Consider the following 20,324-nt stretch of genomic DNA (forward strand, 5'->3'; position numbering starts at 1 on the left):
TTTCAGTCGATTCCGGCATGCAGCCGGTCCGGCCACGGCGCAGCAGCCGATGGCGCGGTTCACGACGACCACCGCGGCAAGCTGAAGCCGGTGGCCAGCGCCAGCGCGCGCAGGCCGGTGGCCGTGGCCGCGGCCAGCACCAGCGCCGCCCCCGCCGGCATGTCCGCCTGCTGCGCGCCCACCAGCACCCAGCCGCCGGCGAAGGCGCACACCGCATAAGGCTGGTGGTCGCGCAGCGCCGTGGGGATCTCGTTGCAGACGATGTCGCGCAGCACGCCGCCGAAGGTCGCGGTGATCACGCCCATCAGCACGGCGACGATGCCGGGCAGGTCCTGCGCCAGCGCGAGCTGCGTGCCGCTGGCGCTGAACAGGCCCAGGCCCAGCGCGTCGGGCCACTGCATCGCGCGCTCGGTCGGCGCGAAGTGGCGCGCGCGCAGGAAGGCCATCGCGGCGATGCACAGGGCCAGCAATCCCCACAGCCATTCCGGATGCGCGACCCAGAAGAAGGGCCGGCGGTCCAGCAGCACGTCGCGCAGCGTGCCGCCGCCGTAGGCCGCGAGGCCGGCCACGACGCAGACGCCCACGGCATCGAGCTTCTTGCGCGCGGCTTCGAGCAGGCCGGACAGGGCGAAGGCGAGGGTGGCGCCGGCCTCGACGAGGGTCTGCAGCAAAGGCAGCAGGGAGGTGTTAGCCATGCAGGGATTGTCCCTGCTCCGCGAGCCGGCGCCGGAACACGCGCGCCGACGGGCGTTTCAGGGCCGCCGCGGCGTGCTCGCCGCGCCGGCCGCGCCGGGCGCGTTCCCGCTCACCGCCGGTTGCCCCGGACCACCGGCGCCGCCGCCGGCGTCCGGCCCTTGCAGTCCGCCGACCTCGGTGCCCGAGCCGGCACCGGTGCGCGCGGGATCGCCGCCCACCGAAGGCCCGCTCGGCACGTTGGCCACCGGCGCCCCGGTGCCCGGGCGCGGTTCGCTGGGCACGCCGGACATCGCTTCGGACTGCTGCGCCGGCGCGGTGCTGGTCTCCGCGGGGGCGAGCGGGGCTGCCGGAGGGGCCGCGGTCGAAGGCGCGGGTTCGGTCTTCGGGCCGCAGGCCGCGAGCGCCAGTGCCGCGAACAGGGCCAGCGCCAGGGATGCAGTCTTCGCCATGGTGTTCCCCTCGCTAGTGGTAGGTGGGCGGGCCGACGACCATCTGGGTGATCCAGACGATGAAGCCGAAACCGGCCACGATCACCACGGCGAGCAGGGGGCCATCACCACGGTGAGGAAGAACCAGGTGCGGAACTCCTCCTTGCGGCGCTGGCGGTCCTCCAGCACGGGCATGCGCGGGTCTACCGGTTTTTCCCTCATGGAACCTCCGCCATGTTCGGCAGTCGATGGGCGATGCCCTTGTGGCAGTCGATGCAGGTCCTGGTGCCCTGTTCGAGCGCGGTGGAGTGCGCGAACTGCGCGCGCCGGGTCTGGCGCGTGAAGTCCATCGAGTCGAACAGGTGGCAGTTGCGGCATTCCAGCGAGTCGTTGGCCTTCAGCCGCGCCCATTCGCGCCCGGCCAGCTCAGGCGCTTGTCGAGGAACTTGTCGCGCGTGTTGATGGTGCCGAAGACCCAGCCCCACACTTCCTTGGACGCCTGCATCTTGCGCGCCATCTTGTTCGTCCAGTCGTGCGGCACGTGGCAGTCCGAGCACTTCGCGCGCACGCCGGAGCGGTTGGTGAAGTGGATGGTGGGCTGCAGTTCCTGGTAGGGGTTGTCGCGCATCTCGTGGCAGGAGGTGCAGAACCGCTCGGTGTTGGTGAACTCCAGCGCGGTGTTGAAGCCGCCCCAGAACAGGACGCCGCCGATGAAGCCGCCGATGGTGAGGAAGCCCAGGCTGTAGTGCACGCTGGGGCGCCACAGGGTGCGCCAGTAACGCCGCAGGAGGTCGATCATCGCGCGCTTACTTCCTCGGCGCCGGAGCCGCCGGATTCGCGCGCGCGCGCGCGCCTCGGCGCGGGTGCGCGGCACCAGCGCGTCCACGTCCTCGAAGCGGTTCTCCACGACCGGGTTCACGTCCATCTGCACGACATGGCAGGTGTCGCAGAAGTAGCGCCGTGGCGCGACGTCGGCCAGGAAGTTGTTGCCCCGGTCGGTGTAGTGCGTGATGCTGATCGGCGTGGCCTGGCTCTCGCCGGCGCGGGTGCGCGCGTGGCACATCAGGCACTTGTTGGCGAAGCGGTCGATCTGGTAGTTGTCGATCGCGTGCGGGATGGTCGGCGGCTGCATCGCATAGGAGCGCACGCGCCGCACGTCGCGGTTTTCGGCGCCCACCAGCGGCGGCGGGCGCGGCTGGTCGCTGAAGGCGGAGTCGCCACGGAACGGGTCCTTGTGCGGCACGGGATCGGCGGCGGATGCCGCGGTGACGCAGCACAGGGCGAGCAGGAGGGTGAGCAGGGCGCGCATGTCAGGCCACCTTCACGATCCGGCAGCCGCACTTCTTGAAGTCGGTCTGCAGCGAGATGGGATCGGTCGCGTCCAGAGTCAGCTTGTTGATCAACTGGCTGGAGTCGAACCAGGGCACGAACACGACGCCCGGCGGCGGCCGGTTGCGCCCGCGCGTTTCCACCCGCGTGCGCATGGCGCCCCGGCGGGACTGCAGCTCCACCTCGGAGCCGCGCCGCACGCCCAGCGCCTTCGCATCCTCGGGGTGCATGAAGACCACCGCGTTCGGCACGGCGCGATGCAGCTCGGGCACGCGCCGCGTCATCGAACCCGAGTGCCAGTGTTCCAGCACGCGGCCGGTGACCAGCCACAGGGGGAAGTCCTTGTCCGGCGACTCCGCCGGCGGCTCGTAGGGGAAGGCGAAGATGTTGGCCTTGCCGTCCGGGTTGCCGTAGAACTGGAAGCCGGTGCCGGCCTTGACATAGGAGTCGGTCCCTTCGCGGTAGCGCCAGAGCGTCTCCTTGCCGTTGACCACCGGCCAGCGCAACCCGCGCACCTGGTGGTAGGTGTCGAAGGGGCGCGAGGTCGTGGCCGTGGCCGCGGCCGAAGCCGGCGTATTCCTCGAACAGGCCCTTCTGCACGTAGAAGCCGAAGTGCTTCGATTCGACATTGTTGTAGGTGGGGTCGGTCTGCGACAGCGGGAACTGGTCCACCTGGCCGTTGCGGAACAGCACCTCGTACATGGTCTTGCCGCGGTACTCCGGTTTCTGGTCCAGCAGTTCCTTGGGCCAGACCTCCTCCATCTTGAATCGCTTGGTGAACTCCATGACCTGCCACAGGTCGGAGCGCGCCTCGCCGGGCGCGTCCACCAGCTGCCGCCAGAACTGCGTGCGGCGCTCCGCGTTGCCGAAGGCGCCTTCCTTCTCCACCCACATCGCCGCCGGCAGGATCAGGTCCGCGGCCGCGGAGGTGACCGTGGGGTACACCTCGGAGACGACGATGAAGTTGGCGGGATTGCGGAAGCCCGGCAGGCCTTCGTGGTTCAGGTTGGCCGCGGCCTGCAGGTTGTTGGTGGTCTGCGTCCAGTAGCAATTGAGCTTGCCGTCTTTCAGCATCCGGCTTTGCAGCACGGCGTGGTAGCCGGGCTTGTCGGGGATGGTGCCGGGCGGCAGCTTCCACGCCTGTTCCACGGTGGCGCGGTGCTTGGGGTTGGTCACCACCATGTCGGCGGGCAGGCGGTGCGCGAAGGTGCCGACCTCGCGCGCGGTGCCGCAGGCGGAGGGCTGCCCCGTGAGCGAGAAGGGGCTGTTGCCCGGCGTGGCGATCTTGCCGGTCAGCAGGTGCAGGTTGTAGATCTGGTGGTTGGCCCAGACGCCGCGCGTGTGCTGGTTGAAGCCCATCGTCCAGAAGGACATCACCTTGACCTTGGGATCCGCGTACAGGCGCGCCAGCTTCTCCAGCTTGTCCTTGGGCACCCCGAGATCTTCGTCGTGTACTCGGCGTCGAAGCGCGACACGAAGCGGGCGAACTCGTCGAAGCTCATGGGCCTGGAGCCGCCCGCGTCCGCGGCGTTCTTCGCCGCCTTCTGCAGCGGGTGGTCCGGACGCAGCCCGTAGCCGATGTCGGTGTTGCCCTGCTTGAAGTTGACGTGCTTCGAGATGAAGTCGCGGTTGACCGCCTTGTGGGTGATCAGGTAGTTGGCGATGTAGTTCAGGATCGCCAGGTCCGACTGCGGCGTGAAGATCACGGGCACGTCGGCCAGTTCGAAGCTGCGGTGCTCGTACGTGGACAGCACCGCCACCTGCACGTGCGGCGCGGCCAGGCGGCGTGCGCCGATGCGCTGCCACAGGATCGGGTGCATCTCCGCCATGTTCGAGCCCCACAGCACGAAGGCGTCGGCCTGCTCGATGTCGTCGTAGCAGCCCATGGGTTCGTCCATGCCGAAGGTGCGCATGAAGGCCACCGCGGCCGAGGCCATGCAGTGGCGCGCGTTCGGGTCCAGGTTGTTGGAGCGGAAGCCCGCCTTCATCATCTTGACGGCGGCGTAGCCTTCCCACACCGTCCACTGGCCCGAGCCGAACATGCCGATCGCGCTGGGGCCCTTGTCGCGCAGTGCCTGCTTCCACTTCTGCGCCATCAGGTCGAAGGCCTGGTCCCAGCTGATCGGCGTGAAGTCGCCGTCCTTGTGGTACTGGCCGTTCTTCATGCGCAGCAGCGGCGTGGTCAGCCGGTCCTGCCCGTACATGATCTTGGACAGGAAGTAGCCCTTGACGCAGTTCACGCCGCGGTTCACTTCCGCATCGGGGTCGCCGTGCGTGGCCACCACCTTGCCGGCCTTCACCGCCACGCTGACGCCGCAGCCGGTGCCGCAGAAGCGGCAGGGCGCCTTGGACCAGCGCAGCTGGCTGGACTCCGCGTCCATCATCACGTTCTGGGCCGCCGCGGGCAGCGCGATGCCGGCGGCCGCGGCGGTGGCGGCCGCGGCCGACTCCCTCATGAAGTCACGGCGGGTCTTGGGGGAGCAGGTCATGCGGGATCACCTCATTGGCCGCCGCGAGCGGCGTCGAGTGTTCGGAGACGAGGACGGCGGAGACGACGCCCTCCATGTGCTGCAACCGGGTGATCCGGTCGACGATGAACGAGGGGTCTTCGGATTCGAGGGTGACGACGAGCTTGCCGCCTTCGCACGCGTGGACCTGGGAACCGGGCCAGCCGAGGATCTCGCCGGTGACTTCCTCGGTGGCGGCCGCAAGCGCCTGCACCAGCACGCCGGCCACGTGGAAATGAGGAGCTGGGGTCCCTGCCATGCGCTGCGTGCTCTGGATGGATGCTTCTTTGCGGGGCATTCTAGGAGTCATCGCGCGTACGGGGCGATGGGAACCTGTGCACGGGCCCAAAAAAGAAACCCGCCCCCAGGCGAGTTTCTCCATGTTTCCGTCCCGCCGGCCTCGGCGACCCTTCAGGACCGCCGTCGGCACGCCTTCACCATTCAGCCCGCGCGTCCGGCAGGAAAAAGAGCCCCGCTCGCGCGGGGCTTCCCCTCAAAGACCCTGCTTGCACTCAGGGTCGTTCCCCAACGACGTTCCGGCTGGCGCTTGCGACGCCGGGGCCGGAAACCCACTTGCCCCCAACTACCTGTCCTGCCGCACCTTGCGTGCCTGCAAGTGTTTCAAGAAGTATCCAGCACCCTCCGTTTCCGGCCAAGCCCGCCCGCCTGCCCCCTCGGGCCGTTCGTCGTGGTGGCCGCACGCCAGCGTGAAGAAGTTGCGGGCGCGCATGAAAAAGCCCCGCCGAAGCGGGGCCTGGAGGAAGGACTTGCTCGCGTCAGCCCTGGCGCTGGATCAGCGTGAGCCGTTCCTCGGCGGTCTGGCCGCCGCTGGTCGACGTCAGCTTCACGTCGTAGCGGCTGCCGGGAATCGGCAGGCCGCGCGGGGCGAGGTTGACGCTGAAGTTGCCGTTGCCGTCGGCCTGCACGGTCTGGTCGAACACCGGCTGGCTCACGCCCAGCAGGCCGCCGACGTTGGCCACCGACTCGACCTGCACGCGCACGCTGGCGAAGGGGACCGTGCGGCCCTGGATGCTCAGGTTGCCGCGGGCATCGACCACCGCGTTGTCGCGATGGCTGGTCACGGTCAGCGGCAGCGGGCCGGCGCCGACGCGGTCGGCCATCACGTCGAAGGACCAGGTCTTGGTGGTGGAGTTGCCGGCGCGGTCACGCACCGTCAGTTCGGCGGTGTGGCGGCCGGCCGGGAGGTCGGCGCGGAAGCGCACGTCTTCCTCGGACACGCGCAGCTCGGGGCCCGCGTCGCGGCCGTTGATGCGCAGGCGCACGCTGTCGCGGTCGATGCCGGTGCCCTGGTCGGCCAGGCGGGCCGAGATCAGCGTGCGGCCACGCTCGCCCACGCGCTCGCCGTTGGCCGGCGTCATGTCGGTGATCTGCGGCGACACGGCATCGCGGCCGGGAACCGGCGCGGGCGCGGGCGCCTCGCCGAAGTCCTGGTCGCGGCCGCGGATGTCCACGCGCTGGGTGGCGGTCTGGTTGCCGCTGCGCAGGGTGGCCCTGGCGCGGCTGAACGCGTTCACGTCGTCACGGCGGCGCACGGTGTAGGTGCCTTCGTAGACGCCGGGTCGCACTTCGACCAGGTCGACACCGCGGATCACGCCGGGGATGTCGAGCCAGGCGTCGGCGCCGGGCGTGCCGACCAGGCGGAAGCGCAGTTCGCGGCCGGCTTCGAGGCGGCCCATCGGTCGCATCACGAAGCGCTCGATCGCCATGCTGGAAGGTGCCGACCCCATGGCCAGGGCCTGGAACGCCGTCGGGTAGTTGAATTGGCGCGAGTAGGTGCGCTCGCCGAAGGTCACGCGCGCGGTCAGCAACTGCGTGGGATCGATGCGGTCCGCGCGGCGCACCACGTAGGAGCCGACGTACTTGCCGGGGGTCTGCTGGCGCAGCGTCATGGTGACGCCGCTGTCGCCCAGCGTGAGCGTGGAGCGGCGCGCGTTCGGCGTGGCGATCACTTCGGCGCGCAGCGTGGCGCCGGCGGACAGGCCGGCGTCCGAGTTCAGCGCCATGTTGGTGATGGAGGGCGTGGCGACGGTGGCGCGGGTCTGCGCCTGCACCGGCTGTGCGAGGAAGGCGACGGGCGCCAGCAGCATGGCCGCGGCGACGGTCGATCGGATTTTTGCTTGCATGCAGATCTCCCCAAACGTTGAATGGATCACTGCAACATAGGTTCGCCAGCTGATCTGCTGTGTAGGCGGCGAGTGCCGTCCCGGGTCGGAGGGCACCGGCAGTGCGGGGCGCACCGCCGTGGCTGATCAGTGCCGCGGGTCCTGCGACTCGCGCGGGGGATGGTGCGATCGACCGGCATCTCGCTCGGGGAGCCGACGTGGAAGCTGGTCAGGCGCGTGTCCTCGCCCAGGTCGCCGAAGAACTTCTCGGCCGCCTCGCCGCGCGCCACCTGCACGCGGTACCAGGCGTAGCCGCCCGCCGCCAGCGCCAGCAGCGCGAAGCCGCCCCAGGAGTGCAGGTACAGCGACAGCGCGACGACCCCCAGCGCGCCGATGGCGGCGGCGGCGATCAACAGGGTCCTGGTGTGTTTCATGGCGGCAGTCGGGCCGCCTGATCCTAACGGTTCGTGACCTCTTGCGAAACGGCCGGATCGCTGCGCGCCGCGATTTCCTGCGGGTTGTCGTGCGCCGTCATCGCGTTCACCAGTTTCTGCACGCCGGGCATCTCGTGCACCTGCGCCAGCAGGTCGTCGCGTTCCTTGGCGAGCACGCCGCCGCTGAGGCGCACCACGCCGTTGTCCACGTCGACGCTGATGGCGCCGGGATGGCTCACCATCCGGCCCAGGCGCTGCTGGATGCGATCGCGCAGTTCGGCGTCGCTGCGCGGATCGGCGTGCGTCGCGCGCAGGTAGGCGCGGCGGGCCTGCCGCGAACGCGCCGCGGCCTGGCGTCGCTCGCCGGGCAAGCCGCTGCGCAGCAGGTCGGCCAGCAGCGCGCGCCGGCGGGCGCCGAGCTCGGGGTCGAGGTAATACATGGCCAGGGCGCCGGCGGCAAGCGCGCCGAGGGTGTTCAGGGGCCTGTTCATGGTGTCCTCCGGTTCATTGTCAATCCTCAGGCCGCGCGGCGGGCGCGCGGCTTGTTGGTCTTGTTGGTCTTGGTGGCCGTGCCGCTGCGTTTGCGGGGGCGGCAGCGACCGCGCGCTCCTCGTTCGCCTTGCGGCTGCGGGTGTTCTTGCCGGCGGTGGCTCGGGTCGCCGCCGGTGCGGTGGCCTTGGCGCCGCCCTTCAGGCTGCGGCGCAGCAGTTCGGTCAGGTCGATCACGTCGGCCCCCTGCATCTGCGGCGCTTCCTCCAGCGGTGCCACGGTCTCCGTGCCGCCCGCCCTGGCCTTGGCCTCCACCAGCTTCATGATGGCGTCGTGGAAGTCGTCGCGGAAGTCGCTGGCGCTCCACTTGCCGCTCATTTCCTCGATCAGGTGCCTGGCCATCTTCAGTTCGGCATCCTTGATGCCGGCCTTGCCGGCGGCAGGCAGCGGCAGGTCCGCCCAGGAACGGACCTCGCCGCCCCAGCGCAGCAGGTTCAGCACCAGCGCCGGGCCGCAGGGCAGCACCACCGCCAGGTGCTGCTTGCCGTGGATCACCACGCGCGCCAGGCCGGCCTTGCCGGTTTCCTTCAGCGCCTCGCGCAGCAGCGCGTAGACCTTCTCGCCCTTGTTGATCGGGGCTGTGTAGTAGGGCTTCTCGAGGTAGACGAAGGGGACCTCGCCGACATCGATGAAGCTTTCGATCTCGATGGTCTGCGTCGTGCGCGGATAGGCCTCGGCGATCTCCTCCGGCGTGAGCACCACGTAGTGGCCCTTGCCGTGCTCGACGCCCTTGACCACGTCTCCCTTGTCGATCTCGCGGCCGGTGCGCTTGTTGATGCGCTTGTAGCCCACCGGGTCCATGGTCCGCCGGTCCAGCCAGTCGAAGTCCACGTCGGTCTCCTCGGTCGCCGAGTAGAGGCCGATCGGGATGTGCACCAGCCCGAAAGTGATGGCGCCCTTCCACAAGGAGCGCGTGGAGGTTTTCGCCATGCCCTTGGTGTCAGCCATGGATTCCGCGTATGGATGTTTTCCGGCAGTTTGCGACGGTGTCAGGAGAACAGGTCGAACAGGCCGGCGCGCGCGGGCTTCGGGGTGGGGGACAGCTGCTCGGCGCGGGCCTGCCAGCGGGCGGCCAGCCGGGTGAAGCTGGAACGGCAGCCGGTGTCGAAGCAGTCCTGCCGCGAAAGGGTGTCGAAGTTGCGGGAAATGCGCCGCGCCAGCAGGTAGCGGTGGGCGGGGGCCTGGGTCTGCATGAACGCGGTCATCAGTGACAGGGTGGCGGCCCAGAGGGCGCGGTTGGCTTGCGCCAGCTGAAACGCCGGCGAGACGTGGGTCCCGGCCGGCGTGTGTTCGTTCGCGCGATGCGCGGGCGTTCCCGCGGCGACCTCGGTGGATGGCATGGAGCCATCCTAGCCAGCGTGGACGGCGGGACCTGTCAGCCCCGTGGCCCAGCCAGGGACCGCCGCGTCCTACGCCCGGCGGGTTTCAGGCGCGGGGAGCTTCGCTCTGCGCGGCGGCGCGGGCGTGGCGCTTCTTGCCGGCGGCGCGGGCTTCCTCGCTGGTGAACTCGTGGGCATGGCCGCTCTGGTGGGCCGCACGGCCGCCCAGGGAGGCGATTTCACGCTGGCGCTGCGGGTCCATTGCAGCGAAACCGCGCAGGGACTTCTTGGGGGCGGGCTTGACGTTGTCGGTGTCGTGGGCGGTCTGGGAATCCATGGGGTCCTCGTCTAGGTTGGTCTGCGAACATCAAGGGCAGCTGCCCGTGTCCAGGGTGTGCGCTGCCGGCTTGTAGGCGTCAGGTCAACGCAACGGCAGAGTCTGTTCGCATTGGCCAGCCCGGCTTGTAGGACGATGCCCATAGCTGTGTCGGCGTGGTCCTTCCTTCGCGCGGGCCCTGTCGGAAGTGGTGTTCTAGACTCCCGGCGCATGAAACCCGAGATGCTTCCGGCCCCGACGCCGTCCGCCGAGGCCCACTGGGTGGAGGGGGAGCTGGTACGCAGCCTGATGCGCACGCAGCGCGATACCCAGTGGGTGGGGCTGCTGTTGATGGCGGTGATCGTCGGCGTCCTGTGGGGGGATGCCTCGCCACCGCTGCTCGCCGCGTGGGTCCTGCTCGGAGCCGCGGCCGCCGGCTGGCGCTACTGGATCCTGCGCCGCTACGAGCGCGAGGTGGTGCACCAGGGCAGCGACGAACACCTCGCCTTCCTGCGCCGCTACCAGCTCGCCTTTCCCTTGTCGGCGCTGGTGTGGGGCCTGACCACCTTGCTCTATTTCGACCGCTCGTCGCTGGCCGACCAGTTCATCTGCTGGCTGATGATGGCGGGCCTGGCGATGTACTCCGTCAACGGCCTCTCCAGCCAGCTGCCGACCCTGCGCGCCTACCTGGACACCCTGGCGGTGACGGCGCTGGCGGTGCTGGCCTGGCGCATGGGCGTGGAGCTGCGCCTGCAGGGGCCGGCCTACCACTGGTGGCTGGTGGTGCTGCTGCTGGTGTTCTGGCAGGTGCTGCGCCACGCGGGGCTGCGGCTGCACGAGACCTACAGGCGCAACTTCGAGCTGCAGTTCCGCAACGCGCAGCTGATCGAGTCGCTCACCCGCCAGACGCAGGCGGCGCTGGACGCGGTGGAGATCAAGAACCGCTTCCTGGCGAGCGCGGCGCACGACATCCGCCAGCCGGTGCACGCGCTGGGCCTCTATGCCGACTGGCTGGGGACCGAGCCGGAACTGGTGCACGAACTGGCGCCCAAGATCGTCGAATCGACCAAGGCGGTGAACCAGCTGTTCGACTCGCTGTTCGACCTGGCGCGGCTGGACTCCGGCAAGATCCGCCTGAACATCGAGCCGGTCGACGTGGCCAAGCTGCTGCGTGACCTGGAACTGCAGTACCGGCCGCTGTGCGAGGCACGCGGCCTGCAGTTCCGCGTGCGGGTGCGGCCCGGGACGGCGGTGACCGACCCGATCCTCCTGCAGCGCATCCTGGGCAACCTGATCTCCAACGCGGTGAAGTACACGCAGCAAGGCGGCATCCTGCTGGCCGCGCGCACGACGCGCGAAGGCCTGCGGGTGGAGATCTGGGACACCGGCGTGGGCATCGCGCCGGTGCACCAGCGCGAGATCTTCCGTGAGTTCTACAAGGTCCCCAGCCACCCCGGCACCGAGGACGGCTTCGGCCTGGGCCTGTACATCGTGGGGCGCCTCACGCACATCCTGGGCCACCCGCTGTCGCTGCAGTCGCGCGTGGGCCGCGGCACCGTGTTCCGGCTGGCGCTGCATCCCACCGACCCAGCGGCGGCGGCCGACCGCGCCGTCGCCTCGATCGCTCAGCTTGTCAGCAGGCCGTGAACGCGCGCGTAGTGGATCGTCTGCGTGCGGCTCTTGACGCCCAGGCGGCGGAACAGCCGCCACAGGTGCACCTTCACGGTGTGCTCGCTGATCCCCAGTTCGTCGGCGATCTCGCGGTTGGACAGGCCGCGATCGAGCATCACGATCAGCTGCTTCTGGCGCTTGGACAGCTTGTTGTCGGTGGGCGCGAGTTCCTCGAACTGGCCGTCGGCCGAGAGCAGGGCGCGCAGCGCGTTGCCGATCTCCTGCCCGCCCGAGGACTTCTCGATGTAGATGTCGGCGCCGGCCTCGATGCACTGCTCCTCCGCGTCGGCCGCCGGCGAGGCGGAGAGCACGGCCAGCGGCGTGTCGGGGAAGCGCTTCTTCAGTTCGTGCACGCCGGAGGTGCCGGTCGTGTCCGGCAGCTTCAGGTCCAGCGTGATCAGGTCGGGAGTGCCGTGCTGCTGCACCGCCGCCTCGACGCCGCCCATGCGGTCCAGTTCGACGATGTTGGCGCCCGGGCGCATGCGTCGCAGCAGCATCACCACGGCCTCGCGCATCAGCGGGTGGTCGTCGATGACGTACACGTTCATGTTTTTTGACAAATGTTGTTCCGCGGAAATGACAGCAAAGGATACCGCGTCGGACATGAAGTCCTACGCGCTAACTCCTTAGTTTCCGCTGTCGGACAGATCGCGCAGGGCCTGGACCACCTGATCCGCCGACACCCCATCCGCGGGCACGGCCGGGCCACCCGCGGGCAGGGACTGCGACTGCTTGAGGGTGGCGATGCACTGTCCCGCCTCCTTCGGCGAAGCGAAGCCGGTGCTTTGCAGCAGCAGCCGGCCCTGGGCATCGACGAACTTGAAATAGAACAGGCCATCCGCTTCGCGGTACTGCTTGAAGCTGGGCAGGGCCGTCTTCGCCTTGTCCTTCTTGCCGGCGCTCGCCACGCTGGACAGCTTGCGCAGGCCGACCGCATGGCGCATCTCGCGCAGCAGCGGCGTGGCGCGGCCGCGGGCCTTGGCGGCGCCGGCCTGCAGGATGGCCTCCAGTTCCTGCGGGTGGTCCACCAGGTGCTGGTAGCGCTCGCGCATGGGCGCGATCTCGCGGTCGATGCGCTCGAACAGCAGCTGCTTGGCATCGGCCCAGGAGATGCCGCCGGCATAGGCCTGGCGCAGCCTGGCCGTCTCTTCGGCGGAGGCGAAGGCCTGGTAGATCTGGAACAGGGCCGAGCCTTCCACCTGCTTGGGCTCGCCGGGCGCGCGCGAATCGGTGACGATGGAGAAGATCTGCTTGCGGACCTGCTCGCGCGGCGCGAACAGGCCGATCACGTTGTCGTAGCTCTTGCTCATCTTGCGGCCGTCCAGCCCCGGCAGCAGCGCCACCGACTCGTCCACGGCCGCCTCCGGCAGCACCAGGTGCTCGCCGTACAGGTGGTTGAAGCTCTGCGCCATGTCGCGCGCCATCTCGATGTGCTGGATCTGGTCGCGCCCCACCGGGATCTTGTGCGCCTTGAACATCAGGATGTCGGCCGCCATGAGCACCGGGTACATGAAGAGGCCCATGGTGACGTCGGCGTCGACGTCCACGCCGGCCGCGGTGTTCTTGTCCACCTGCGCCTTGTAGGCATGCGCGCGATTGAGCACGCCCTTGCCGGTCGCAGGTCAGCAGCCAGGTCAGCTCGGTCACCTCGGGGATGTCCGACTGGCGGTAGAAGAACACCTGCTCCGGGTCGAGTCCCGCGGCCAGCCAGCAGGCCGCGATCTCCAGCGTCGAGCGCTGGATGCGCGCCGGCTCGTCGCACTTGATCAGCGCGTGGTAGTCGGCCAGGAAGTAGAAGTTTTCGGTGCCGGGGCGGCGGCTCGCCTGCACCGCGGGGCGGATCGCGCCCACGTAGTTGCCCAGGTGCGGCGTGCCGGTGGTGGTGATGCCGGTGAGGTAGCGGACGACGGGGCTCATGTCAGGTCAGGAGGGATTGCAGGGGCGCCAGAATCATGCGCAGCACCCAGTAGCCGAAGGCCATCAGCGGACGCAGCCAGTAGGTGCTGACGATGCCGAGCAGCACCAGGCCCAGCACGATGAAGAAGCCCCAGGGTTCGATGCGCGAGAGCGCATAGGCGGGCCGCGGCGGCAGCAGGCCGACCAGCACGCGCCCGCCATCCAGCGGCGGCAGGGGGAACAGGTTGAAGGCCCACATCACCAGGTTCACCAGCACGCCGGCCTTGGCCATCTCGAGGAAGAAACGCTCGTTCACGCCCGTGCCCACCAGGAGGGCGTACAGCAGGGCCCACAGGATCGCCTGGATGAAGTTGGAGGCGGGGCCGGCCAGCGCCACCCAGATCATGTCGCGCTTGGGGCGCTTCAGGTGGCCGAAGTTCACCGGCACCGGCTTGGCATAGCCGAAGAGGAAGGCGCCGGAAGTGGCGAAGTACAGCATCAGCGGCATCAGGATGGTGCCGATGGGATCGATGTGCTTGAAGGGGTTGAGCGTGACGCGGCCCATCATGTAGGCCGTGTTGTCGCCGAAGTGGCGCGCCACGTAGCCGTGGGCCGCCTCGTGCACGGTGATCGCGAAGAGCACCGGCAGGGCGAAGATCAGGATGGTCTGGATCGTCTGTTCGAAGTTCACGCGGGCATTTTGTCAGACGGTGTCACAGCCCCACGAGCACGGGGTCTCCGCGCCCCTGGCGCACCAGCACCGCGTCGCCACCGGTGCCCATGGGCGTGAGGTCCACCACCGTGGTCGGCTGGTCCGGGCAGGGGCCGGCGCCGATCACCGCGTCGAGCACCTTCTGGAAGCGCTCGCGGATGCGGTCCGGGTCGTTCAGCGGCTCGGTGTCGCTCGGGTCGATCAGCGTGGTGGCCAGCAGCGGCGCGCCGTGCAGCGCCAGCAGTTCCTGCAGCACCTTGTGGTCCGGCACGCGCAGGCCGATGGTCTTGCGCTGCGGATGGCTCACCCGCCGCGGCACCTCCCGCGTGGCGTCCAGGATGAAGGTGAAGGGGCCGGGCGTCGCCGACTTCAGCAGCCGGTACTGCTTGTTGTCCACGCGCGCGTAGTTCGACAGCTCGCTCAGGTCGCGGCACAGGAGCGTCAGGTGGTGCTTCTCGTCGACCCGGCGGATCAGCCGCAGGCGGTCGGCCGCGGCCTTGTCGTCCAGGTGGCAGGCGATGGCATAGCTGGAGTCGGTGGGCACCGCCACCACGCCGCCGGCGTCTAGGATGGCCGTCGCCTGTTTCAACAGGCGCGGCTGCGGGTTTTCCGGATGCAGTTCGAAGTATTGAGCCATGTTTCGCCAGCCCGCGGCGCCGCTCGCGCACCGTGAGCCAGGCACCCGCCGCGCCGCAGAACGCGATCATGACGATGCCGGCCAGCGAGAGATGGTCCGGCACGTGCGAGAACACGATCGCCCCGCCCAGCATGGCGAAGGCGATCTGGCTGTACAGGTAAGGCGTGAGCGTGGCCGCCGGCGCGCGGTAGTAGGCCAGGATCAGCATGAAATGGCCCACGGTGGCCATCAGGCCCATGAAGAACAGGCCGGCCCACAGCCAGGGATCCGTCAGCGTGGTCCACACGAAGGGCAGGGCCAGCGAGGCGATCAGGGTGCCGGTCCAGCCCGTGTACAGGTGCATGGTCACCGGGTCCTCGGTGCGCGCGAGCTTGCTGGTGAGCACCTGGAACCAGGAGTTGCTGGCCACCAGGGCGATCGGCAGCAGGCTGCTCCAGCCGAAGCTGCTGCCGCCCGGGCGGATGATGATCAGCGTCCCGAGGAAGCCGCCGGCCACCAGCAGCCAGCGCAGCAGCGACACCTGCTCCTTGAGCATGGTCGCGGCCAGCAGCGTGATCGCCAGCGGCGTGATCATCACGATGGCGGTGAACTCGCCCACCGGCATGTAGCGCAGGCTCAGGAAGGCGAGGAAGCTGCTCGTGAGCAGCAGCACGCCGCGCAGCAGGTGCCAGGGCATGCGGTGCGTGCGCCAGACGGCGCGTCCGCGCTGCGGCAGCACGATCGCGGTGGTCGCCACCGCCTGGAACAGGTAGCGGAACCACAGCGCCATCAGCAGCGGCACGGCGGCGCTCACGTACTTGGTGGTGGTGTCCAGCGCGGCGAAGCAGGCGCCCGCCGCGATCACCAGCGCGATGCCGGCGAGCGCGTGCGGCTGGCGCAGCGGGAGCGCGGCCGGCTCGCTGCTCACTGGATGCGGTCGGCCAGCAGTTCCCACACCGGCGTCAGCTCGCCGGGCAGGTAGGGCAGCTTGCCCAGGTCGGTGTGGCTCTCGTCCGGGCTGTGGAAGTCGCTGCCGCGCGAGGCGGCCAGGCCGAATTCGCGCGCGGTCTCGGCGTACTTCACGTATTCGGCGGCGGTGTGGCTGCCGGTCACCACTTCGACGCCGCGGCCGCCGTGGGCCTTGAACTCGGTGAAGAGGGCATATTCCTCGTTGGCCGTGAACTTGTAACGGGCCGGATGGGCGATCACGGCGATGCCGCCGGCGTCCGCGATCCAGTTCACTGCGTGCTTCAGCGACGCCCAGCGATGGGGCACGTAGCCGGGCTTGCCTTCGGTGAGGTAGCGGCGGAACACCTCGCTGGTGTCCTTGCAGGCGCCGATCTCCACCAGGAAGCGGGCGAAGTGCGTGCGCGAGATCAGTTCCGGGTTGCCGACGTACCTCAGCGCGCCCTCGTAGGCGTCCTTGATCCCCACCTGCCCCAGGCCGGCGGCGATTTCCTTCGCGCGCTCACCCCGGCCGCCCCGCGTTTCTTCCAGGCCGCGCTTCATCTGTGCATCGTCCGCATCGAAGCCCAGGCCGACGATGTGCACCGTCTCGCCCGCGAAGGTGACCGAGATCTCGGTGCCCGTGAGGTAGCGCATGCCGTGCGCGCGGGCCGCGGCGGCCGCGCGGTGCTGGCCGCCGATCTCGTCGTGGTCGGTCAGGGCCCAGAGCTCGACGCCGTTGGCCGCCGCGCGCGCCGCCAGCACCTCGGGTTCGAGCGTGCCGTCGGAGACCACGGAGTGGCAGTGGAGGTCGGCGTTGAGGATGGACACGCCTCGATTCTAGGCGTGGGGGTGCGCGCTCGCCCGCGCAAGGTCAATTCAGGGCGCCTGCTTCCTTGCGGATGTCGTGGTGCGTGGACAGCGCGCAGGAGATCGCCAGTTCGAGCCCGCGCACGATCTCCTCCACGCGCATCGAGGGCTGTCCCTGTTCCGGCAGCCAGGGCACGTGGATCAGGCCGCCGCGCACCCCCTGCCACCTCGGCTGGGCCAGAAGGTGCATCAAACCGTAAAAAGTCTGGTTGCAGACGAAGGTGCCGGCCGTCTGCGAAACCTCGGCCCGCACCCCGTTGTCCAGGAGGATCTGCAGCATGGCCTTGATCGGCAGGCTGGTGAAGTAGGCCGCCGGACCGTCGGGCACGATGGGCACGTCGATGGGCTTGGCGCCCATGTTGTCCGGAATGCGTGCATCGTTCACGTTGATCGCCACCCGCTCCAGCGAAATCGAGCCGCGGCCCCCGCCTGGCCGGTACAAATCACGAGCCGGGGCTGGTACTCTTCCACCAGCGCCTCCAGCCGCCGCAGCGAGGCGCCGAACACGGTCGGGATCTCGCCGCCGATGACGGCGTGGCCCGAGATGGTGCGGCCGTGCAGGGCATGGACGGCATCCCAGCTGGGGTTCACCGGGCTTCCGCCGAACGGGTCGAAGCCCGTGACCAAAACCGTTCCCGGCTTACGTGCGGAAGTGCTGGGGTTGGCTAGCATCGGATCACTCTACAGCAGGAGACACACCATGCGTTGGGAAGGTAACCGGACATCGTCGAACGTCGAGGACCGCCGCGCCGGCGGGGGCGGCGGCATCGGCATCGGCGGCGGCACCATCGGCATCGGCACGATCGTGATCGCGCTGATCGGCGGCGCCGTGCTCGGCGTCAACCCGCTCACCATCCTGGGCATGCTGACCGGCGGCGGCGCGCCGCAGGTGCAGCAGCAGGGGCCTGCACCGGCGCCGCCGGCGAACGACAAGATGGGCCAGTTCGTCTCCACCGTGCTGGCCGACACCGAGGACGTGTGGAAGCAGCAGTTCCAGCAGGGCGGCGCCACCTATGTGGAACCCAAGCTGGTGCTGTTCCGCGGCGCGGTGCGCACCGCCTGCGGCGCGGGCCAGGCCGCCATGGGGCCGTTCTACTGCCCGGCGGACCAGAAGGTGTACATCGACCTGAGCTTCTACGAGACCATGAAGACCCGCATGGGCGCGGGCGGCGACTTCGCCCAGGCCTATGTGATCGCGCACGAGGTGGGTCACCACGTGCAGAACGTGCTGGGCATCAGCGAGAAGGTGCAGCGGGCCCAGGCCAGCGGCAGCCGCGCCGAAGGGAATGCGCTGAGCGTGCGGCTGGAGCTGCAGGCCGACTGCTTCGCCGGCGTCTGGGGCCATCACGCCCACAACCAGCGCCAGATCCTGGAGCAGGGCGACGTGGAAGAGGCGATGAACGCCGCGGCCAAGATCGGCGACGACGCGCTGCAGGCCAACGCCGGCCGGGCCGTGGTGCCGGAGAGCTTCACCCACGGGACCAGCGAGCAGCGCCAGCGCTGGTTCGCCACCGGCCTGAAGACCGGCAGCGTCAAGTCCTGCGATACGTTCAGCGCGCGCAACCTCTGAGGGTGGCGCGCCCCGGCGGGCACCGCTGAGCCAGCTCCCGAAACCCGGGACTGGCCCGGTTTTTGCGGCGGTGCGACAATAGCAGGTTGATGTCCGAATCCGCCTTCTCCCACCTCTCGCTGGCCGAACCCCTTGCCCGGGCCGTGGCCGAAATGGGCTACGAGTCCATGACGCCCATCCAGGCGCAGGCCATCCCCGTGGTCCTGCAGGGCCGGGATGTCATGGGCGCCGCCCAGACCGGCACCGGCAAGACGGCCGCCTTTTCGCTGCCGCTGCTGCAGCGCCTGCTGAAGCACGAGAACGCCTCCACCTCGCCCGCCCGGCACCCGGTGCGCGCGCTGGTGCTGCTGCCCACGCGCGAGCTGGCCGACCAGGTGGCCCAGCAGGTCAAGCTCTATGCCAAGTTCACCAACCTGCGCAGCGCGGTGGTGTTCGGCGGCATGGACATGAAGCCGCAGACCGCGGAACTCAAGCGCGGCGTCGAGGTGCTGGTCGCCACGCCCGGCCGCCTGCTGGATCACATCGAAGCCAAGAACGCGGTGCTGAACCAGGTCGAGTACGTGGTGCTGGACGAGGCGGACCGCATGCTGGACATCGGCTTCCTGCCGGACCTGCAGCGCATCCTGTCCTACCTGCCCAAGCAGCGCACCACGCTGCTGTTCTCCGCGACCTTCTCGCCCGAGATCAAGCGCCTGGCCTCGAGCTACCTGCAGGACCCGGTGACCATCGAGGTCTCGCGGCCCAACACCACCGCCTCCACGGTGGAACAGCACTTCTACAACGTGGTGGACGACGACAAGCGCCGGGCGGTCAAGCAGATCGTGCGCCAGCGCGGGATCACGCAGGCCTTCGTGTTCGTGAACAGCAAGCTCGGTTGCGCGCGGCTGGCGCGTTCGCTGGAGCGCGAGGGCCTCAAGACCACCGCGCTGCACGGCGACAAGAGCCAGGACGAACGCCTGAAGGCCCTCGACGCCTTCAAGAAGGGCGAGGTCGACCTGCTGGTGGCCACCGACGTCGCGGCGCGCGGCCTGGACATCAAGGACGTGCCGGCGGTCTTCAACTTCGACGTGCCCTTCAACGCCGAGGACTACATCCACCGCATCGGCCGCACCGGCCGTGCCGGCGCCTCGGGCCTGGCGGTCACGCTGGTGTCGCCCAGCGACACCCGGCTGATGGCGGACCTGGAAAAGCTGCTGAAGCGCAAGATCGAGATCGAGCCGCTGGAGTTCGACGACGAGCGCCCGCGCGGCCGCATCAACGACGGCCGCCGCGCCTGGCGCGAGCAGGACGAGGACCGCGCCCCGCGCTTCGAGGAACGCCGCCGTGAAAGCCGCAGTCCCGCGTCCGCGCCCAGGGACCCCTTCTTCGAGCAGCCCTACGAGCCGCCCCAAGGCGAGGAAGTGCCCGCCTGGGAGGCCAACGTCAAGCCGGCCGGCGCGCGGATCTCGGCCAACATCAAGCCCAAGCGCAAGGTCGCGGCGCTGTTCAAGTCGACGCAGTGAGCGCCCGGGGGCTATTCCCCGGCACCTGCGCCTGCTCGCATTCCACCTGGATCAATTCGTGGTTGCCATCGGCAGCGAGCTTCAGCGCGCTCAGGCAGCCGCCCCACACGCAGCCCGTGTCCAGTGAAATGATGTCCGGCCGGCGCAGGTAGCCCAGCGTGGACCAGTGGCCGAAGGCGATGGGCGTGCCCGCGCTCCGGCGGCCCGGCACGTCGAACCACGCGTGCATGCCCGGCGGCGCCTGCTCCAGCTTGCCCGCGGCCTTGAGGTCCATCACGCCGTCGGCCGTGCAGAAACGCAGCCGCGTCAGCGCGTTGACGATCACGCGCAGGCGGTCGGCGCCGGCCAGGCTCTCGTCCCACCGGTCCGGCTGGTTGCCCCACATGTGCGCGAGGAAGCCGGTGAGGTCCGGCCCGCGCAGCACCGATTCCAGTTCGCCGGCCAGCGCCAGCGTCTGCTCCAGGTCCCATTGCGGCAGCACGCCGCCGTGCACCATCAGGATCCCGTGCGCGTGCAGCGCCATGGCGCGGTGGCGCAGCCAGTCCAGCATCGCCTCGCGGTCGGGTGCCGCCAGGATGTCGTCCATGGTGTCGTTGCGGTGCGGCGCGCGGTGTCCGTGCGCCACGGCCAGCAGGCTCAGGTCGTGGTTGCCCAGCAGGCTGTGCGCGGCATCGCCGTACGCCATCAGCCGCCGCAGCACCGCCGCCGACTGCGGCCCGCGGTTTACCAGGTCGCCCAGCAGGTAGAGGGTGTCGCGGCTGGGCGAGAAGGCGATCTTCTCCAGCAGCCTTGCCAGCGGTGCGTCGCAGCCCTGGATGTCGCCGATCAGGTAGCGCGCCAT

Annotated in this window: 18 protein-coding genes and 6 pseudogenes; 3 read left to right on the top strand and 21 right to left on the bottom strand. The window is 69.5% G+C overall.

Going from position 1 to position 20,324, the window contains the following annotated elements:
• Positions 1-59 precede the first annotated feature (59 nt).
• The 13 genes and pseudogenes from HK415_RS01255 to HK415_RS01315 form a co-directional block, all read right to left on the bottom strand.
• The gene (locus HK415_RS01255) at positions 60-695 is read right to left on the bottom strand and encodes a trimeric intracellular cation channel family protein (protein WP_171556477.1); all 636 of its coding nucleotides are present in this window, start codon (positions 693-695) and stop codon (positions 60-62) included.
• A 57-nt stretch (positions 696-752) separates the two neighbouring features.
• Entirely contained in the window at positions 753-1,145 is a 393-nt protein-coding gene (locus tag HK415_RS01260) for a hypothetical protein (RefSeq protein WP_171556478.1), read from the bottom strand.
• Positions 1,146-1,158: 13 nt separating this feature from the next.
• Complete coding sequence (locus HK415_RS26780; RefSeq protein ID WP_373684628.1) at positions 1,159-1,233, bottom strand: hypothetical protein; 75 nt, start codon at positions 1,231-1,233, stop codon at positions 1,159-1,161.
• A gap of 109 nt (positions 1,234-1,342) precedes the next feature.
• Positions 1,343-1,923 (bottom strand): annotated as a pseudogene (locus HK415_RS01270) (NapC/NirT family cytochrome c).
• Positions 1,924-2,022: 99 nt separating this feature from the next.
• Positions 2,023-2,433 (bottom strand): annotated as a pseudogene (locus tag HK415_RS01275) (nitrate reductase cytochrome c-type subunit); the annotation flags it as partial.
• 1 nt (position 2,434) lies between these two features.
• Positions 2,435-4,942: pseudogene (gene napA / locus HK415_RS01280) on the bottom strand (periplasmic nitrate reductase subunit alpha).
• Positions 4,914-5,189 carry a chaperone NapD gene (locus tag HK415_RS01285; RefSeq protein ID WP_171556479.1) on the bottom strand — a complete coding sequence of 92 codons (276 nt, stop codon included), beginning with the start codon at positions 5,187-5,189 and terminating at the stop codon, positions 4,914-4,916. Before HK415_RS01285 ends, napA begins: the two are co-directional and overlap by 29 nt.
• Before the next feature lie 547 nt (positions 5,190-5,736).
• Positions 5,737-7,104, bottom strand: a complete 1,368-nt coding sequence (locus HK415_RS01290; RefSeq protein WP_171556284.1) for a hypothetical protein — start codon at positions 7,102-7,104, stop codon at positions 5,737-5,739.
• A 26-nt stretch (positions 7,105-7,130) separates the two neighbouring features.
• Positions 7,131-7,517 carry a hypothetical protein gene (locus HK415_RS01295; protein ID WP_171556480.1) on the bottom strand — a complete coding sequence of 129 codons (387 nt, stop codon included), beginning with the start codon at positions 7,515-7,517 and terminating at the stop codon, positions 7,131-7,133.
• Positions 7,518-7,540: 23 nt separating this feature from the next.
• Positions 7,541-8,008 (bottom strand): BON domain-containing protein, encoded by a 468-nt coding sequence (locus HK415_RS01300; protein ID WP_171556481.1) that lies wholly within the window; start codon positions 8,006-8,008, stop codon positions 7,541-7,543.
• 19 nt (positions 8,009-8,027) lie between these two features.
• On the bottom strand, positions 8,028-9,014 hold the full coding sequence (gene ku / locus HK415_RS01305; RefSeq protein WP_171556482.1) for a non-homologous end joining protein Ku: 987 nt from the start codon (positions 9,012-9,014) through the stop codon (positions 8,028-8,030).
• A gap of 41 nt (positions 9,015-9,055) precedes the next feature.
• Positions 9,056-9,406: a hypothetical protein gene (locus tag HK415_RS01310; RefSeq protein WP_171556483.1), complete on the bottom strand. Its 351-nt coding sequence runs from the start codon at positions 9,404-9,406 to the stop codon at positions 9,056-9,058.
• An 85-nt stretch (positions 9,407-9,491) separates the two neighbouring features.
• The gene (locus HK415_RS01315) at positions 9,492-9,722 is read right to left on the bottom strand and encodes a KGG domain-containing protein (protein WP_171556484.1); all 231 of its coding nucleotides are present in this window, start codon (positions 9,720-9,722) and stop codon (positions 9,492-9,494) included.
• A gap of 210 nt (positions 9,723-9,932) precedes the next feature.
• On the opposite strand from HK415_RS01315, the gene HK415_RS01320 reads away from it, so the two are divergent.
• A complete protein-coding gene (locus HK415_RS01320) occupies positions 9,933-11,348 on the top strand; it encodes a sensor histidine kinase (RefSeq protein ID WP_171556485.1) in 1,416 nt (471 codons plus the stop codon).
• Here the strand turns inward: HK415_RS01320 and HK415_RS01325 are convergent.
• The 7 genes and pseudogenes from HK415_RS01325 to pcp all read right to left on the bottom strand — a co-directional run bounded on the left by HK415_RS01325 (position 11,327) and on the right by pcp (position 17,083).
• Positions 11,327-11,920, bottom strand: coding sequence for a response regulator transcription factor (locus tag HK415_RS01325; RefSeq protein ID WP_171556486.1), 594 nt, complete (start codon positions 11,918-11,920; stop codon positions 11,327-11,329). The two genes, HK415_RS01320 and HK415_RS01325, sit on opposite strands and share 22 nt — an antisense overlap.
• A 78-nt stretch (positions 11,921-11,998) precedes the next feature.
• Positions 11,999-13,289 (bottom strand): annotated as a pseudogene (locus HK415_RS01330) (tryptophan--tRNA ligase).
• Between the two features lies 1 nt (position 13,290).
• Positions 13,291-13,959: a site-2 protease family protein gene (locus tag HK415_RS01335; RefSeq protein WP_171556487.1), complete on the bottom strand. Its 669-nt coding sequence runs from the start codon at positions 13,957-13,959 to the stop codon at positions 13,291-13,293.
• 22 nt (positions 13,960-13,981) lie between these two features.
• Positions 13,982-14,617, bottom strand: coding sequence for an L-threonylcarbamoyladenylate synthase (locus HK415_RS01340; protein ID WP_171556488.1), 636 nt, complete (start codon positions 14,615-14,617; stop codon positions 13,982-13,984).
• Between the two features lie 16 nt (positions 14,618-14,633).
• A pseudogene (locus tag HK415_RS01345) lies at positions 14,634-15,497 on the bottom strand (DMT family transporter); the annotation flags it as partial.
• 23 nt (positions 15,498-15,520) lie between these two features.
• The gene (locus HK415_RS01350) at positions 15,521-16,372 is read right to left on the bottom strand and encodes a 3',5'-nucleoside bisphosphate phosphatase (RefSeq protein WP_171556489.1); all 852 of its coding nucleotides are present in this window, start codon (positions 16,370-16,372) and stop codon (positions 15,521-15,523) included.
• Between the two features lie 43 nt (positions 16,373-16,415).
• A pseudogene (pcp, locus tag HK415_RS01355) lies at positions 16,416-17,083 on the bottom strand (pyroglutamyl-peptidase I).
• Positions 17,084-17,111: 28 nt separating this feature from the next.
• Here pcp and ypfJ point away from each other — a divergent pair.
• Together ypfJ and HK415_RS01365 are read left to right on the top strand one after the other, a co-directional pair.
• Complete coding sequence (gene ypfJ, locus HK415_RS01360) at positions 17,112-17,981, top strand: KPN_02809 family neutral zinc metallopeptidase (protein WP_171556490.1); 870 nt, start codon at positions 17,112-17,114, stop codon at positions 17,979-17,981.
• Positions 17,982-18,070: 89 nt separating this feature from the next.
• Entirely contained in the window at positions 18,071-19,483 is a 1,413-nt protein-coding gene (locus tag HK415_RS01365; protein ID WP_171563054.1) for a DEAD/DEAH box helicase, read from the top strand.
• On the opposite strand, the gene HK415_RS01370 is transcribed toward HK415_RS01365, so the two are convergent.
• Complete coding sequence (locus HK415_RS01370) at positions 19,467-20,324, bottom strand: symmetrical bis(5'-nucleosyl)-tetraphosphatase (protein WP_171556491.1); 858 nt, start codon at positions 20,322-20,324, stop codon at positions 19,467-19,469. The two genes, HK415_RS01365 and HK415_RS01370, sit on opposite strands and share 17 nt — an antisense overlap.

Source organism: Ramlibacter montanisoli (genome assembly GCF_013087525.1).
In the GTDB taxonomy this organism is placed as follows: domain Bacteria; phylum Pseudomonadota; class Gammaproteobacteria; order Burkholderiales; family Burkholderiaceae_C; genus Ramlibacter; species Ramlibacter montanisoli.